We start from the raw sequence: 15,430 nt of genomic DNA, 5'->3' as shown, positions 1-15,430 counted from the left end.
TATCGCCGGCAAGCCGGCTCCCACAAGTAACCCACCGTATCCTTGAGAGCCGGCGATAGGGCCACCACAGCCGCAGATGAACTGAAACTCCCGTCGCCCCTCCCTGTCACTGTCATGACCCTGCCGTTTTTTGCGTTGCGTCTAAGCTCTGTGGGACGGCCCAAGCCCCTGGTTCCAAGGAGGACCGATTATGTTGCTGTTGTGGTTGGTAGTGCTGGTGATCGGCGCGGCGTACCTCACGCACCGGCGCCTGGCGCCCTTGCAGATTCTCGGGATCATGGCGGCCTACGTGCTGCTCATGGGCATCTTCAGCAAAGCCCCTGGCTGGTTGCTGATCCTGATCTGGGCCATCCTGGCGGTGAAAATCGCCCTGGTGGCGCTGCCGCAATGGCGGCGCAAGGTGTTCACCGGCCCGGTGTTCAAATGGTTCAAGCGCACCCTGCCGCCCATGTCGCAGACCGAGCGCGAAGCGATCGACGCCGGCACCGTGTGGTGGGACGGCGAGCTGTTCAGCGGCCGCCCCGACTGGGGCACGCTGCTCGACTACCCGGCGCCCAAGCTGACCGATGAAGAGCAGGCTTTCATCGACGGCCCCACCGAAGAGCTGTGCGCCATGGTCAGCGACTGGCAGATCGGCCAGGACCTGGACCTGCCGCTCGAGGCCTGGCAGCACATCAAGGAGCACGGCTTCTTCGCCCTGATCATCCCCAAGGAGTACGGCGGCAAAGGTTTCTCCGCCTATGCCCACTCCCAGGTGGCGATGAAACTGGCCACCCGCAGCGGCGACCTGGCCTCCACGGTGATGGTGCCCAACTCCCTCGGCCCGGCCGAGCTGCTGCTGCACTACGGCACCGATGAACAGCGCAACCACTACCTGCCCCGCCTGGCCCGCGGCGATGACATCCCCTGCTTCGCCCTCACCGGCCCGTTGGCCGGCTCCGACGCCGGCGCCATGCCCGACACCGGCGTCATCTGCAAAGGCCAATGGCAGGGTGAAGAAGTCATCGGCCTGCGCCTGAACTGGGAAAAGCGCTACATCACCCTCGGCCCGGTCGCCACCCTGCTCGGCCTGGCGTTCAAGGCCTACGACCCGGACCACCTGCTTGGCGAGCAAGAAGAGCTGGGCATCAGCCTGGCGCTGATCCCCACCGACACCCCCGGGGTGGAGATCGGCAAGCGCCACCTGCCCCTGGGTGCGGCGTTCATGAATGGCCCCAACAGCGGCAAGGACGTGTTCGTGCCGCTGGACTTTCTCATCGGCGGCCAGGCCATGCTCGGCAAGGGCTGGATGATGCTGATGAACTGCCTGTCGGTGGGCCGCTCGATTTCCCTGCCTGCCGTGGGCACAGGCGCGGCCAAGTACACCAGCCTGGTCACTGGCCAGTACGCCAACATCCGCGAGCAGTTCAACGTGCCGCTGGCAGCCTTCGAGGGCATCCAGGAGTCACTGGCGCGCATCGGCGGCAACGCCTGGCTGATGGACAGCGCCCGCCTGCTGACCGCCAAGGCCGTGGACCTGGGCGAGAAACCGTCGGTGTTGTCGGCGATCCTCAAGTATCACCTCACCGAACGCGGCCGCGAGTGCATCCAGCATGCGATGGACGTGCACGGCGGCAAGGGCATCATCATGGGGCCCAACAACTACCTGGGCCGCAGCTGGCAGGGCGCACCGATCTTCATCACGGTGGAAGGCGCGAACATCCTCTCGCGCAACCTGATGATCTTCGGCCAGGGCGCCATCCGTTGCCACCCGTTCGTGCTCAAGGAAATGGCCCTCGCGGGGCGCGAGGACCACGACCAGGCACTCGAGGAATTCGACGATCTGCTGATGAAGCACATCATGTTCGCCGCCGGCAACGCGTCCAGCACATTGGTGTTCAACCTGGGGCTCGGGCGCTTCGAGTCGGTGCCCGGCGATGCCTTGAGCCAGGGTTACTTCCGCGCCCTCAATCGCCAGGCTGCCGCTTTCGCGCTGCTGGCCGACTTGTCGATGATGCTGCTCGGCGGCGCACTCAAACGCCGCGAGCGGCTGAGTGCACGGCTGGGCGATGTGTTGAGCTACCTGTACCTGTCCAGCGCCGCGCTCAAGCGCTATCACGACCTGGGCTCCCCCGAGCACATGCAGCCACTGCTGCGTTGGGCCATGGAGGAAAGCCTGGGCCAGGCGGAAAGCGCACTGGACCAACTGCTGGACAACTTCCCCAACCGTTTTGTCGGTTGCGCACTGCGTGTGCTGGTGTTCCCCTTCGGCCGCCGCCATACCGGCCCAAGCGATGAACTGGACGCCGAGGTAGCTGCGCTGATCGGCCGCAGTAAAGGCGACCCGGCACTGGAAGAATTGCTCGCTGGCTGCTTCCGGCCGCAAGCCGAGGGCGACCCGGTGGCGGCGCTGCAACGGGCCTGCGACACGCTGGCCGAAGTTGCGCCGCTGCACAAGGTGCTGCACCAGGCGATCAAGGAGGGCAAGGTGCACGCCACCCCGGGGCAGTCAGCCATCGAAGCAGCCGTCCACAGCGGTGTACTGCAAGTCGAAGAGGGGCAACGGTTGCATGCCGCCGAAAAAGCGCGCAGGGCGGTGATCGATGTCGATGCATTCGACAAGGAACAGTTGCGGCCTGAACAAGGCAAGGTGCGCTGAATGGCAGGGGGCCGTTTTGCGGCCCCCTGCCCACCGGCGTATACTCCGCCCCCGTTTCAACCACCCCGAGGACCCTCCCCATGGCCAACCCCCACCTGGAATACCACCTGCAACTGCTTCACCACCTGCGCACCATCCTGGTGGCCTTGGGTGAAGCGGATCAGGTACCGGAGGAAAGCCACACCCTGTTCCTCGAACGCTTCGATGAGTTGCTGACGCTGCTACCGCAGGACCCGCTGCAAAGCCAATACCTTGGCCAGGACCTAATCTGCCAGGTCATCCAGCGCTACCCTCAGATCGCCCACCTGGTGCCCCGCGACCTGCTGTGGTTCTTCGGCGGTGATTGCCTTCACTTCATGCCCGACGAGGAGCTGGAGCTCTATCAAACGCTTGAAGAGCGCCGGTACAGCGCGGAGCAAAACGGCGAACCCTTCGATTGGCATGAAGAAAAACAACAACTCGCCACGCGCCAGCACTGAGTAACCCGCTCACCGCAGTGATGACGCAGGACGGCTGGGTTCGCTCACTCGCGCTGCAACCGTTGCACCAGCGAAGCGGAAAAGAATGGCACTGGCACAATCGTCAATGCATAGCGCCATTCAGTCTGGTCACGCAGGTCTTCGGCCATGACGACGGTCATCGCATCTATACCGGCTGATCCCGGGATGAAATGACCGTCATCCGTTACCGAGCCATCGCCGGTCACGATGTGCCATTTCACCTCTTCGGGTGGCAGTACCCGCTCGCGGCCATCACGATGAATAAAGAAACAAGTCAGGTAGAGCTGCCCATTGCTCTCTTGAAATCTGATGAAATGCGTGGGCGGCACGAGGGTGACCAGAAATACCCCTTGCGCACTGCCTTGAGTACCACTGGCAGTTACCCGGTCGACGCGTACAGGTAAATCGATACCGGTGCGATAGGCTGCGGGAATGAAAGTCTCGCTGTTTTCGTTGAACGTGGCCTGGGGGTCGAATCTTGTAGGCGGGACGTAAAAAACGCCCCCGTTGCGATCAATTGTCCCTTTCGCGTCTCCCTCGATTTGCCAAGTCGAAGGGTTTTGCAACTCGCCAACAAGCTGCAGGGGCTCTTTTTCGGCGCCCACTTTGACAATTGCCAGCTGTGGAAAAATCGCAGATTTTACGGCTGCCTTGACAGTCGGCGGCGCTGCACGGTCGGTTGAAGAGGGAGGATTGGAATCATAGTGTGCCTGATATTGTAAATCGCTGAACTTCCACTCGTTCAGTGAGAACGTTCCAGGGGGCATGACCACATCGACGATCCACCTGGCCTGACTCTCGCCTATCCCGCTCAACAACGGCGCCGTGCCGAGCATCGGAGTCGTGGCGTTTTCAACGGGTGATTCATGTATTGACTGCGCCTGCGCAGCTGGCATGAATGACTGCGCACGCTTATAAAACTTTACGGTGTCATAGATAAGTCCGCTACTGAAATACCCGTACAAGTGTTTCGGTTCGGAAACCCTTTGCTCTGCGGGCAGGTTCCACAGCGCAATCGATTTTGCTTGCTCATAATAGCGTTGTATATCCGCAGGCGCGGGCCGATGGGTTTCAGTCTCGTAATCGTAAAAAGATATCTCCTCCAGCCATCGCCACCGTAGCCTTACCCGTCGGTCCTGCGGGTAACCGCCATCATAAAACAGGTGAGTATCTTCCTGGCGCATATTGATTCTCAACTCACCGTTCATGGGCATTTGCGTCTGGATGCGAATGATTTGTTTCACACCTACGCTACTTTCCTTACGTGTCCGTGCCTCCGCGACGGCGGGCGAACCCAGCGCCACATAGAAACGAAAGAAAATACCTGAATAGGTTAAATCGAGGTGCGAATACGTGGTGATCGCGGTTCTCCATATGCCGGAAACCAATTCTTCAGGCGCCACCATGGCCTCGTCCGCGCCAACACGTTGCTGCAAAAACCGCCGCCAAAGAAACCCCACGCGAGGTGGCGCATCTATTTTGAAAGTGTACGCGGCTTCGATATCTGCCTCGCTAGCGTCCGTTTTCTTTTCCATCTTGCCGCGCTCCTTGTGTGTTATGGCTCCTGCCAGAAAAACACCCTTGGCTTCAACGGTAAACTGGCATTTTTACCAGTTGCCATCCGCAGTCAGATTTACCCATAGTGCAAATCAGGCTTTTCCTACATCTGAATGTGAATATGCATTTTACTATGCGCACCGTCATCGCAGGCTTGAACCGCGTATTTCAGGTTTACGAAATCAGCAACCTTTACTTTCAGACGTCCGCAGCACGGAGACACTCATGAAAAAAACCCTTCTCGTTTTAGCGCTGGGCATTGCCAGCACTAGCGCTTTCGCCAATACCGGCTCGATCAACTTCTACGGCCAAGTTCACGCTGGCACTTGCCCAATCGAAATCATCGACCCGTCAACCGGATTGCCGATGGCGCGAATCAACATGGGTAACGTAAATGTTGCTCAATTCGAGAATGCGGGCGACGAAGCAGCCTCCCGCACCTTCGGCATGCGAATTACTCCAGGGAATGGCTGCACCATACCTCCGCCACCCGCCACACCAGCCGCCAATGTGACGTTCACTGCTGCCTATGGCGGCACAGGTACCGACGGAGCGTTGTATGCACTGGAGCCCGGCGGCGCACAGAACCTGGCCTTGACCATCAAGGATAATACTGGCAGGGCGGTCGTCAACGGCGCAAAATCCAAGAACTACCCACTGAGCGATACCAACCCCACCACCATGATCTTCTCTGCCGCCTACAAGTCTACTGCTGTAGGGGTGACTGCCGGCACCGCCAACACCGACGTGCAATTCCTTGTCGATATTCAATGACATGTTCCCCAAGTGCGCATGCAGCACTTGGGGAGCCTTTCCCTTTTTCTGAAGGTATCGCCGAATGAAAACTCATTTGCGCAACCTTGTGCTGGCTGCCGGCCTGGCAACCACCCTGTCACCCGCGCAGGCAGCGTTGACCGTCAACATGACCCGCATCGTTTTCGATAGCGATAAGCGCAGCACTTCAGTCGTGATCGCCAACCCCAGTCCGCGCCCCTATGCGGTTCAAAGTTGGGTCAATACCGCCAAGGACGACACGGATACAGCCGTGCCATTGGCGATTTCACCTGGCTTGTTCAGGCTAGACCCGGGTAAAGAGCAGATGGTGCAAATCAGCCGCCTGCCTAATCAGTTGCCCACGGATCGCGAAACACTGTTCTACATGAATGTGCAGGAAATCCCCGAAATCAATCCCGAGGATGAGAATGTACTGAATGTCGCATTGCGCACTCGTCTCAAGCTTTTCTACCGCCCCAGCTCGCTGAAAACCAAGCCGGCCGAGCAGGTTGGAGAACTCAAATGGTCGCTGCGTTCGGTGAGTGGGAAGGTGCAACTGGTGGTAAACAACCCCACGCCCTACCACTATACTTTCGGGCGCCTGGAAGTCAGTGGCGCTGGCAAGACCGAGGCCATACAGGCAATGGCCATGGCACCGCCATTCGGTCAGCAGGCCTATGACCTGGCCACTACCAAGACCTTCAGCGGGCTGACGATCACGTTCACCACCATCAATGACTACGGCGTGCACACCCCTGCTGTACAAAAGCCGTTGCCTGCACTGCCCTGAATACACTGCCAGCCATCAGCACTTGCGATCTACGCAGAATGCTTCGATGCGCTGTCACCTGCCAGGAACACACCATGAAATACACCCTGCTCGCTCTTGGGTTAGGCTTGGTCAGCAGCCAAGCCCTTGCCAACACGGGGTCGGTCAATTTCTACGGCAATGTCCATTCCGGGACCTGCTCGATCGAGATTGTCGACCCTTCAACCGGCCTGCCCGTCAGTCGAATCTACATGGGCAATGTCAATGCCGCGCAGTTCAAGCAAGCCGATGACGAAGCGGCTTCGCGGGCATTTGGTTTACGCCTCACGCCAGGTGCCAACTGCATACTTGTACCGGGGGCCTACACCACCGTGACCTTTACCGGCAAGTACGGCGGCGCAGGCAATGCCGGTACGCTCTACGCCCTGGAGCCCGGCGGCGCTCAAGGCCTGGCATTGATCATCAAAGATGACCTTGGCACCCCAATAAGCCCGACGGTACCTTCCCGGCAATACCCTCTGGATGACAGCAAACCTAGCACCATGCTGTTCTCCGCCGCCTACAAGGCCACTGCCGGCAACGTAACCGCCGGCTTTGCCAATACCGACATCGGCTTCTACGTAGACATTCCATAAGCACAAGTGCCGTAGCCCGGCCACGCGTTGAGACAATGCTCCGCATCGCAAGATGGGGAGCATTTTTTCATGGCTTGCATTCAGGCGCGGTCGCAGGCGAGCTTGAATGCATGCTCGGATAGGCCGGTTACCCCTGATCATTCAAAGCAAAAGGGCCGCATAGCGGCCCTTTACGACAGTTTTGCAGGAGAGCGCAAGCGCCCTCCCTCACCCCACATAGCCCTTCAGCTATCCTGGCTGGCCAAGCGGTCCAACGCATCGTACCCATAGCCTGCCACGGTGCCGTCCAGCAGTTCGACACTGGCAAGCCGGCCCAGTGGATCGTAGCTCAAGCCCCTGCCCTGCTCGTCGCTGATCATGTTCCCGTCCGGGTCATACTGCAGCGTTACCGGTGCCGGATAGTCTGCATGGGTATTTTCTATACCGGTCAACTGCGCAGGATCAGCTGGGTTCTCGAACAGGTAAGTGGCTTCGTTAAACTCCTGCTTGCCCTCGGCGCCGTCGAACGCCGTGAACACCCAGGTGATGTTGTCGATCCTGTCGAACTCGAACTGCTGCTCGCGGATGGTTTTGCCGCAAGGATCCTGCGGCGCCAGAGGCCCTTTGCAGGTGTAGCCCTCCAGCCGGCCGCGCAAGTCATAATCGTATTTTTCCTCGCGCAGAATCTCACCGTCCTGGCTCAGTACACGCAGTGTGAGCTGGTCCAGCGCACTGTATTGCTGGGTGAGTTCCTGGACACTGTCCGGGAAAGTGAAACGGCGAAGCTTTTCCCTTCCCAGGTCGTCATATTCAAGCTCGGTGAGCAGCCAGCGCTCGCACGCGGCATCATCCTCGCCCTCGACGCCGTCGCAGGTCTTGTAGCTCTTGAGGTTACCCAGCGCGTCGTAGCTGAACGTGGTCGACAATCCGCCCAACCAGGTTTTTTCCAGGCGCCCCGCCGCATCGTACCGGTAGTGCTGCGTCTGCCCGAGCACGTCTTGATACGCCAGTGCACGCCCTTGCAAGCTGGCACCGTAGGTCATGCTCCAGGATTCGCTGCCGACTGTACGGGTTTCTAGCTTGAGCTCACCCGTGCTGAAATAATCACGGGTCAGTTCCTGGCCCGGCTCACCACAGTAGGTAAGGCGCGCGTTCTCACGGTCATAGGTGTACTTGGCCTCGACCGCAGCACTCTGGGCCTGCCCTGGCAGGGGCAGCACGCGGCGAACTTCAGGTTGATCGGTCAGTTGCAGCGTGTAGTCGTACTCGATCTCTCGGTTGGCTGGCGTGCGCACTTTCCAAGGTTTGTTCTGCCCGACTTCGTAGAACATCACACGCTTGCGACCGCCTGTGATGGACAGGCTCATGCGGTCCAGCCCATCGAACGCTTGTTCGCCCAGAACAGCGCCATTGACCGCAATCTTCACAGGCAGGTCTTCGCTACTGTGTGGCGCGTAGTCACGGTGCACCACGCTTCTGTCGGCCAAGGTCTGGTCGACCAGGCGATCGAAGGCATCGTAGGCGTTGCGGGTAACCGCGTTACGGCCATCGATTTCCCGAACAGTGCGGCCCAGCCCATCATAAAAGTACTGATGTTTGCTGAGCACCTTGTTCTGCCGGTCAAAACGCTGCACAACGTCCGGTTGCTCGAACAGGTTCAGGTAGGTCACCGTCTTGCCTTGGGTGAGCGTGCCGTCCTTCGACTCGCTCCAGCTGGTCTGAATCGGCAAATTGCCCGACTCGGCCGTACCGATCGGATCGGTGTGCGTGTGATGCTGTACGTCGTCCGGGCCGATTTCAGTGCAACGCTGGCCCCAGTTGTCGTAGAGGTAGCGGGACCGAAGCGGTACCTGTTCGCCCCCGAACCAGTCATGCTCGGTTTCTTCAAGCAACTGGCCAAGCGCATCGTAGCGCGCCTCGTAGCGCACTCGGAATGTTTCCTGCTGCAGGCTGTCTTCGGCGTCGGCATCGTGACGCTGCTCGAGCACGAGGCGGTTGAGCCCGTCGATCAACGAACGCGTGCCGACACCTTTGACGTCGATGGAGGTCTGCCAAGCCTGCTGGCCATCACTGCCTACCAGGTAGTATTGGTAGTGGCGCGAAGCCGTGTACGCAGGATCGTTGGGTGACACCGTCTCGCTGGTCGTGCGGTTCAGGGCGTCATAGGTATAGGCGATCTCGATATCAGCGTCGTCGCGGTTGAGCAAGGGCTCGCCGATCAGGATCGAATCCTTGAGCGTAATGACCTTGACCGTATTTCGAGGCAACTGGGTGTCGTCATCTTCCAGGCCATGGTCAAAACCTGTGATCGTCTGCTCGGTTACCAGCGCAGGTTCACCGTCGACCAGCTCTTTCTGGTAGTCGAAGCTTTGCGTGGTCAGGTTACCGTTCATGTCCAATGTCTGCGTCAGTGGGCGGCCATGGCGCAGCAGGTCAGTCACGTCGTCCACGGGCTCGATGCTGGTGACTTGCAGTGGCGGCTGCTCGACGTCACCGACCACTTCACACAGTGAGATGCGCTCTTCCAGCAACCAGGTATCAGCATCGCCACCCACCGTGCCCAGCGCTTGGTAACGGTAGCCAGTACGTAATGTCGGTGCAGGCTCATCGCCTCGCGGAGCTGGGATCACGGTTGAGTGCTTGAGCGAGCGCTCGAACAGTTCCGGGTCGGGCGGACAGCCGTCCTCGCCTTGTGCGGGGTAGAACTCACTCACCACTTGCTGGCCGTTCGGCATGACCTGCTTGATCAGGTTACCCAAGGTGTTGTAGGCCGTTTCGGTGACTTCATAACGAGATCTGCCCGGCTCGGCGGTCAGTGCCCACGACTGGGTGGAGCGCTTGGGCATCTGGAAGTTGCCCAACTGGTTGTCGATCGGTTCTGCCACGTTGCCGTGGTATTCGACCCGTGTGCTTTGGACGTGCCCGGCCTGTTGCGTGATTTCGGCTTCCATCAGGTGGAAGCGGTTGTACACCCGCTCTACCGTGCGCAATTCAACCTCTTCACCGTCATCATCAAGCCCCCAGAAGTGCGCCGTCGAGCCATATCGGTAGCTGGGTTGAGCTCTGAAAACGTTGTCCTGGCCGTCGTTGCTCCAGGTGATGCCGCTGTTGTATCCGACGAAGTTGTGGTCAAAGGTCTGGCCACTTTGCGGGTCTTTATAAAGATAGGTGTAAGTCGTTTTCACGGGTTGCTGAGCGGCACCTGGATTCAGCACATGGGTGGTGACACGGGGCAGGGCCACGCGCTCGCCGTTCGTGGGCAATACATGCCCCGGATCACCGTTATCGCCGTAGCTGATGTGCTCCACCGCCCCAGAGGGCGTATGCAACTTTGTCACACAGGTCAGTTCACGCACCGTGCCATATTCGATCCGCCAGCTGGCGAGGTCTGAGGTCGGCAGGGTGATCTTGGTCAATTCGCGGTTGAACATCTCCAGCGCATAGCGAGCCCGCGGCAGCTTGCTCGGGTCTGCATTGGGGTGCACGTCGATGGTCACCCCGGCCGTCGTGTAAGCCAACTTGAGCAGGTGCTGGGTTTGCTCATCACTGTCGCGATAACTGACGGATTCCAGGTACGCTGTGCTCGGGCTGTAAGCAAGCGTCACCTTGTGCCCGGAGGGCGAATAGACTTCGGTTGGCAGGTACACAGGATAAGTACCAGCCTGTTTGGTCAGCACTTCCACCAAGCCGGACTTGTGCACGACGCGGTACCGGTCCTTGCCCTCCACGGTGTCATCGTGGAAGTGGAAGGTGTCGAGCTTTTTTTCGCGGATGCCTGGCTGCGCACCGCTGCCAGTCACTTTGAAAGATTCTCCGCTAGACAGCGTCAACATTTGCGTGCCAGGCACATATTGGGAAAGGGCCAAGCTCCAGCCTTTGCCAAAACCGCTATCTTCATCATTCAGCGGGCTGAAGAACAGGCGCAGGGGTAACTGCGGGCCGGCCAGTTCGTTACCAATGAGCGCGGGCAACTCGATGCCCAGTGTATATTGCCCCGTGCGCGGGTCCACACTGTTCTGAAAGAAACTCTGAAAGTTGAAAGCATTGGAATGCACGACGTTATGGCATGCCATGATGGCCTCCAAAAGGACTAATTATTAAGTCCCTCCCGTGAAGGAGGGAGAACACGATCAGACTGTAAGTATCAAGCAGTCGCGCGTTTGCGCCTCTCTGTCCTCACCCTCTGGCACGCCAAAGTCGAATACCAACTTATGTTGATTGCCTTGCTGATCAATCAGCTCGACGTGGATGGCGCTTCGCAGGTGAGCTTGGTAAGGCAGCCGGGTCGAATAATCATCCCAGAACTGCATGGCGTCGGTACGGCGCAAGCTGATCATCAACTCACCCGCTCTGGCCCCATAAGCAGGGTCGATCAACGGCAGTTCGTGCTCGCGCTCATAGGCCATCCGATACAGCAGGCCATCCATGTACAACCTAAGGTGGTCAGCCTCTGGCTCATTCAACGGCATGAACTGCAGGCCCGTGTAACTGCAATAATGATCATTCAGCTGCTCGGACGCCCAGCGCAGCATGCTTCTATTGGCCCCCGGCGCCATGATCATGCTGATAAACTTGAGCGGCTGGCCATTGTTGAGGGCATGCGTGAGCCGCCAATAGTCCATCGTATTGTCGACGTAAATAAACTCATCACCTTCTACCGGTGACCTGTCTGACGCCGCGGCGATACGTGTACGGCTGAATCCATACTGTTCCCGGACATAATTCGGCACCGTTCTGCCCGTCACCTCTACCTTGCCGTCGGACGAACCATTTGAGTAATGCCAGGTACCGGTCTCGGCACTCTGGATACCTGCATAAATTTCAAGTGTCGTCGCTTCCCGAGTATGAACAAAGAAGCGGATACGCCGTTCATTCATTGTCATCGCCGGTGCGGCAACGGTTTGAGTTGGCAAGGGAGGATCAACCTTGTTCCGGGCGCGGCTGACAGCCCAGCTAAACCCGGACTCGACGCTGATACCTTCCTCGTCAGCACTCAGGAATGGAAACTCATTGTCTGCCCCTTCCACCCTGAACTGTAACGTGGCCAATTCAGCGTCCGAAATTTCAACGGGCTGCCCGCCAACATCGCTCGCCTCCACCCTCACTTCGATCTCGACCTGCTGCCAGCCGTTGGCGTAACAGGCGCTACCCCCAATCACGCGCAGCTCGAAAGTGGCCAGATTGGTCCAGCTGACTTTGCTCGCCAACGATTCGCTCTGCTGGACGAATTCCACCATGGCATAGCCGGTGCGGTCATCGCCGTCATCGGCCATGATCACGCAAACAGGCAGCGTCGAAGCTTCAGGGGGGGTGTAGACACCGGTTTGTGGGTCGATTTCGCCCTCACCGAAAATCTCCCAGCTGATCGGACGGGTGGAATTGCTGACACTGAACGCGACCGGGCTCCCTGAATACAGCTGCCCGACATGGCCAGGCTCGATGACCAGGTCGGCCGCCCAAGCGATGACCACCACAGAACACAGGGTGCTCGCGCCACTGCTCCTGTCGGTTACCCGAATGTGTTGAACGCGAATGGAAGGCAAAGGACTGTCAGGCCGGGCAGGCATGAACGTCGCTCTACCACCGCCCTGATCAGTCAGGATACCCAGGGCCTCGTCGACTAGCTGCCATTCCAGCACGCCACCCTCGACACTTTGGGCACGCAGTTCGATGGCGCTCTGGCCCTCGACCCAACTTGCCACGCGCGGGGCAACACTCACAGGGCGCGCCTCCTCCACCAGCAAAGCGTGCCGCACACCCTCCCCAGCCTCTGCACTGACCACTACCAATTGCTGATCCTGGGCAAAACCGCCAGCGCCCCGAGCCGTGTAGGTGCTGCCCTGGAATGCCCCCGACGCCGCTGGACGCAACAGATTGCGCGCTTGCCAGCTTACCGGGCCAGATACACCCTTGAGCTTGAAGTCCTGCTGCTGCGCCGCCATGACTCTGGAAATTGCAGGTTCGACCGCAACGCTTTTCTCCCCGGGCTGCCAGGCGCCGAAAATAATCCAGTCCAGGGGCTTTTGCGCATCGTTGGCCGAGAACACATGACCACTGCCCAGCCGGATAGCGCGCAGGACATCGGTCGGCCCACCAGCGCGAAGGGGCTCGATGGTCGGATCGAGAATCAAGGCTCCCGGCATGCCGGTGGCTTCTTCAGGAATGGGATACGGGAAATCGAATGCTGGGTCGGGTTGCCCACCCACACTCAAATCGACGCCCAACTTCATGAACACCAGGAGTGCACCGTCGCCCTCGCGGCCCTTACCGGGGTCGCCAGCCCAAGGTGCCGCCTGGGTGCGCAGCAGCATGCGTTCAGGGCTCAAGGGCGCGTAGTCGCGCATGTCGAAGCGCACGAGCCTGTAGCTACGCCGGTATTCAGGCACGTAGCCAAACGTCTCCTGCAGCACGCGGCCAAGCGCGCGGTTGGCGTACTCGGTCGACCCCAGGTTGGTCGTCACCTCTTCCATGGTGCCCAAATCCAGCACCACGGAGGCAAAGCGATGGGTCGAGCCTTGCTCCAGGCGCAGGCTTGCTTGCGCCTGCACCCAATAGCCCATTCCCTCACTGATGGAAAAACTCTCGACAACCCGCGCAGGGCGAGCGACTTGCTTGACCGAACGCATGAAGTCGCCTGCGATTACATTCAGGCGCACCGTCACATCTACCGACGACAGTCGAGTTTTGACGAAGCTGATTTGCGGCTCGCCAAATATCACCCCTTGAAGCGAAACCGAAACTTGTGCACTTTCGTCCAACTCGGCTTCGAGCATGATCGGCTCGACGAAAGTCCGCTCACCCAGCGCTTCGAGAAACTGCTCGCGAAGTTCGATGTTCAAAAGCGCTCGCTCAAGTGCGAGCACGCCTCCCCAGCCGTGGCGGACCGTGCCCTTTTTCAGTAACTCGAGCAGTGCTAGTTTGGAATGGCTGGCCATGTCATTGCTCCTGTTGAGCGCCAAGCAACGCCACAAAGCGCTGGTTGGAAACGAAGGGAATCGGGATGATCATGAACGCGAAACGGTCTGAACTTTCGCCGTCGTCATAGAATGCAGAAACAACCGCGTACTGCTCGACACTGCCTGCTTGAGGGGTGTACACACCGTTGACGAAGGTGCCATCGCCTTTGTATTTGTGCCAATGCGTGTCTGCAGCAGGCACTTCTTCCTTGGAATTCGACCGGGTCGTTCTGTAGAAGGTAAGTTTCACACCCTCGCCCTGCGCACTCGCCTCCAGCCAATAACTGCCACTTTGGTTATTGGTCACCAGCACATCGATCGTGCGCGTGCCGCCTGCTGCGGTTGAAACTTGAACTTCAGTGAGCCGAGACCCGTAGTAGTTCAATGGGTCACCTGAAGCAGGCTCGGGCAAGGTCGTGGCGGCGGTAAACTTGTAACCATCCTGCATGGTCGGGTCTTTGTCCGGGTCCGGCGCAATTGCACCCAGGTTCGCGTCCTTGAGGGCCCAGCTCAGCGCTGCACCTTCCACTTCGCCTGCCACCAGGGAGTGTTGGCTGCCCAACGGAACCACTACCACCGAGGGGTAAACCGAAACACTGCTTTCAACCAGGCTGACCATGGCTTTGCTGACCTTGTCGCCACGCTGGGCAGTGACGACGACACGGCGGAAACCCGCAGCGCGCAACGACTCGGCGCTAGGTGCCGTGTACAAGCCGGTGAAGGTATCGATGCTGCCCGGTGAGCCCCCATCGTCATCAACATTGGCGACCGACCAGTTGGTATCCCCCAGCAACGAAGGCGTGAACTGCAGGCGACCGCCGCCGGCAACGACAACTTCGACCGGTTCGATGACCAGATCGGTACGCTCCGGTGACAAGTGGCCGAGGACGGTCAGATCGGCCGGCAGATTAAGACTCTCGGGGGTGACGACATTGTCGCCTCGGAACAACAGGTTGTTCAGGCGAAATGCATCGAGCGTTGCACCGACTGAGCGCAGTGGGGTGACTAGCTCTTGTGCGAAACGCTGCAGTTTTTCACGCTCGAAATCCAAGCGCTCTTCAAGATACTGCCTTTGAGTGCCCGATCCGTCGTATTCAACAATCTCCATTCCACCCTGTACATTCTCACGCTCATAAACCAAATCAATGACAGGCCTATCCTGTTCATTGGTAACGACAAATTTGAAAAAGACCTCAATCGTTAAACTCCATTGGATCCTGCCGCTGGCACGGCGCCAACCATCGCCGGGGTGTTCTCGCAACCCTTGTTCGCTATTGTTGTATTGCACGTCTGGCTTGAACTCAAATACCAGATTATTACCAGACACATGGAAGCGCATAGGCTTATTACCCGCAAACTGCATACTCCATCGCGGCAGCCGGGTAAAAGACAATGCATGTTCTACATTAATCTCATGCGCAAACTCGCCCGCCGTGGCTATCAGTTGCCGGTGACGTGACCCTGGAACTTCGCGGTCTTCGAACCGCGCATTCTTCACCCATTCCACATCCTTGACGGCAGGCACAAGCACCTTATTCCAAATAAGGTCTTGCGCCAGAATCAAGTTGCTGGAGAAGTTTTCACTGGACGCAGGCAACATGTACAACATGTCTGCATCGTCA

Annotated in this window: 9 protein-coding genes; 5 read left to right on the top strand and 4 right to left on the bottom strand. The window is 58.9% G+C overall.

Translation table 11 applies throughout. From position 1 onward, the window contains the following. Positions 1-190: 190 nt before the first annotated feature. Complete coding sequence (locus ACIPG5_RS00220; protein WP_401372730.1) at positions 191-2,638, top strand: acyl-CoA dehydrogenase; 2,448 nt, start codon at positions 191-193, stop codon at positions 2,636-2,638. An 80-nt stretch (positions 2,639-2,718) separates the two neighbouring features. Continuing rightward, positions 2,719-3,117: a PA2817 family protein gene (locus tag ACIPG5_RS00215; protein WP_176518160.1), complete on the top strand. Its 399-nt coding sequence runs from the start codon at positions 2,719-2,721 to the stop codon at positions 3,115-3,117. Positions 3,118-3,161: 44 nt separating this feature from the next. Here the strand turns inward: ACIPG5_RS00215 and ACIPG5_RS00210 are convergent, their stop codons facing one another. After that, the gene (locus ACIPG5_RS00210; protein WP_401372728.1) at positions 3,162-4,673 is read right to left on the bottom strand and encodes a hypothetical protein; all 1,512 of its coding nucleotides are present in this window, start codon (positions 4,671-4,673) and stop codon (positions 3,162-3,164) included. Positions 4,674-4,920: 247 nt separating this feature from the next. Between ACIPG5_RS00210 and ACIPG5_RS00205 the strand changes: the two genes are divergently transcribed. From ACIPG5_RS00205 to ACIPG5_RS00195, 3 genes are all read left to right on the top strand, one after another. Further along, on the top strand, positions 4,921-5,469 hold the full coding sequence (locus tag ACIPG5_RS00205) for a fimbrial protein (RefSeq protein WP_401372725.1): 549 nt from the start codon (positions 4,921-4,923) through the stop codon (positions 5,467-5,469). A gap of 64 nt (positions 5,470-5,533) precedes the next feature. Next, positions 5,534-6,259, top strand: coding sequence for a molecular chaperone (locus ACIPG5_RS00200; protein WP_176518157.1), 726 nt, complete (start codon positions 5,534-5,536; stop codon positions 6,257-6,259). A 74-nt stretch (positions 6,260-6,333) separates the two neighbouring features. Then, positions 6,334-6,873: a fimbrial protein gene (locus ACIPG5_RS00195; RefSeq protein ID WP_401372722.1), complete on the top strand. Its 540-nt coding sequence runs from the start codon at positions 6,334-6,336 to the stop codon at positions 6,871-6,873. Positions 6,874-7,097: 224 nt separating this feature from the next. Here ACIPG5_RS00195 and ACIPG5_RS00190 read toward each other — a convergent pair whose 3' ends face one another. From ACIPG5_RS00190 to ACIPG5_RS00180, 3 genes are all read right to left on the bottom strand, one after another. Then, positions 7,098-10,925, bottom strand: a complete 3,828-nt coding sequence (locus ACIPG5_RS00190; protein WP_401372720.1) for an RHS repeat domain-containing protein — start codon at positions 10,923-10,925, stop codon at positions 7,098-7,100. A gap of 57 nt (positions 10,926-10,982) precedes the next feature. After that, positions 10,983-13,787: a hypothetical protein gene (locus ACIPG5_RS00185; RefSeq protein WP_401372717.1), complete on the bottom strand. Its 2,805-nt coding sequence runs from the start codon at positions 13,785-13,787 to the stop codon at positions 10,983-10,985. Between the two features lies 1 nt (position 13,788). Next, positions 13,789-15,430: hypothetical protein (locus tag ACIPG5_RS00180; protein WP_401372714.1), on the bottom strand; the 1,642-nt coding region annotated here is incomplete at its 5' end.

The organism is Pseudomonas sp. NPDC087029 (genome assembly GCF_044745345.1).
GTDB lineage: Bacteria > Pseudomonadota > Gammaproteobacteria > Pseudomonadales > Pseudomonadaceae > Aquipseudomonas > Aquipseudomonas faucium.
The sequence above is the reverse complement of the archived record's forward strand: the minus strand, read 5'-3'. Positions and strand labels throughout refer to the sequence as shown.

Excerpts from the sequence above, each read along its gene's own strand:
- ACIPG5_RS00190 (WP_401372720.1), bottom strand. The coding sequence starts at position 10,925 with ATGGCATGCCATAACGTCGTGCATTCCAATGCTTTCAACTTTCAGAGT.
- ACIPG5_RS00205 (WP_401372725.1), top strand. The coding sequence starts at position 4,921 with ATGAAAAAAACCCTTCTCGTTTTAGCGCTGGGCATTGCCAGCACTAGC.
- ACIPG5_RS00220 (WP_401372730.1), top strand. The coding sequence starts at position 191 with ATGTTGCTGTTGTGGTTGGTAGTGCTGGTGATCGGCGCGGCGTACCTC.
- ACIPG5_RS00200 (WP_176518157.1), top strand. The coding sequence starts at position 5,534 with ATGAAAACTCATTTGCGCAACCTTGTGCTGGCTGCCGGCCTGGCAACC.
- ACIPG5_RS00215 (WP_176518160.1), top strand. The coding sequence starts at position 2,719 with ATGGCCAACCCCCACCTGGAATACCACCTGCAACTGCTTCACCACCTG.
- ACIPG5_RS00210 (WP_401372728.1), bottom strand. The coding sequence starts at position 4,673 with ATGGAAAAGAAAACGGACGCTAGCGAGGCAGATATCGAAGCCGCGTAC.
- ACIPG5_RS00185 (WP_401372717.1), bottom strand. The coding sequence starts at position 13,787 with ATGGCCAGCCATTCCAAACTAGCACTGCTCGAGTTACTGAAAAAGGGC.
- ACIPG5_RS00195 (WP_401372722.1), top strand. The coding sequence starts at position 6,334 with ATGAAATACACCCTGCTCGCTCTTGGGTTAGGCTTGGTCAGCAGCCAA.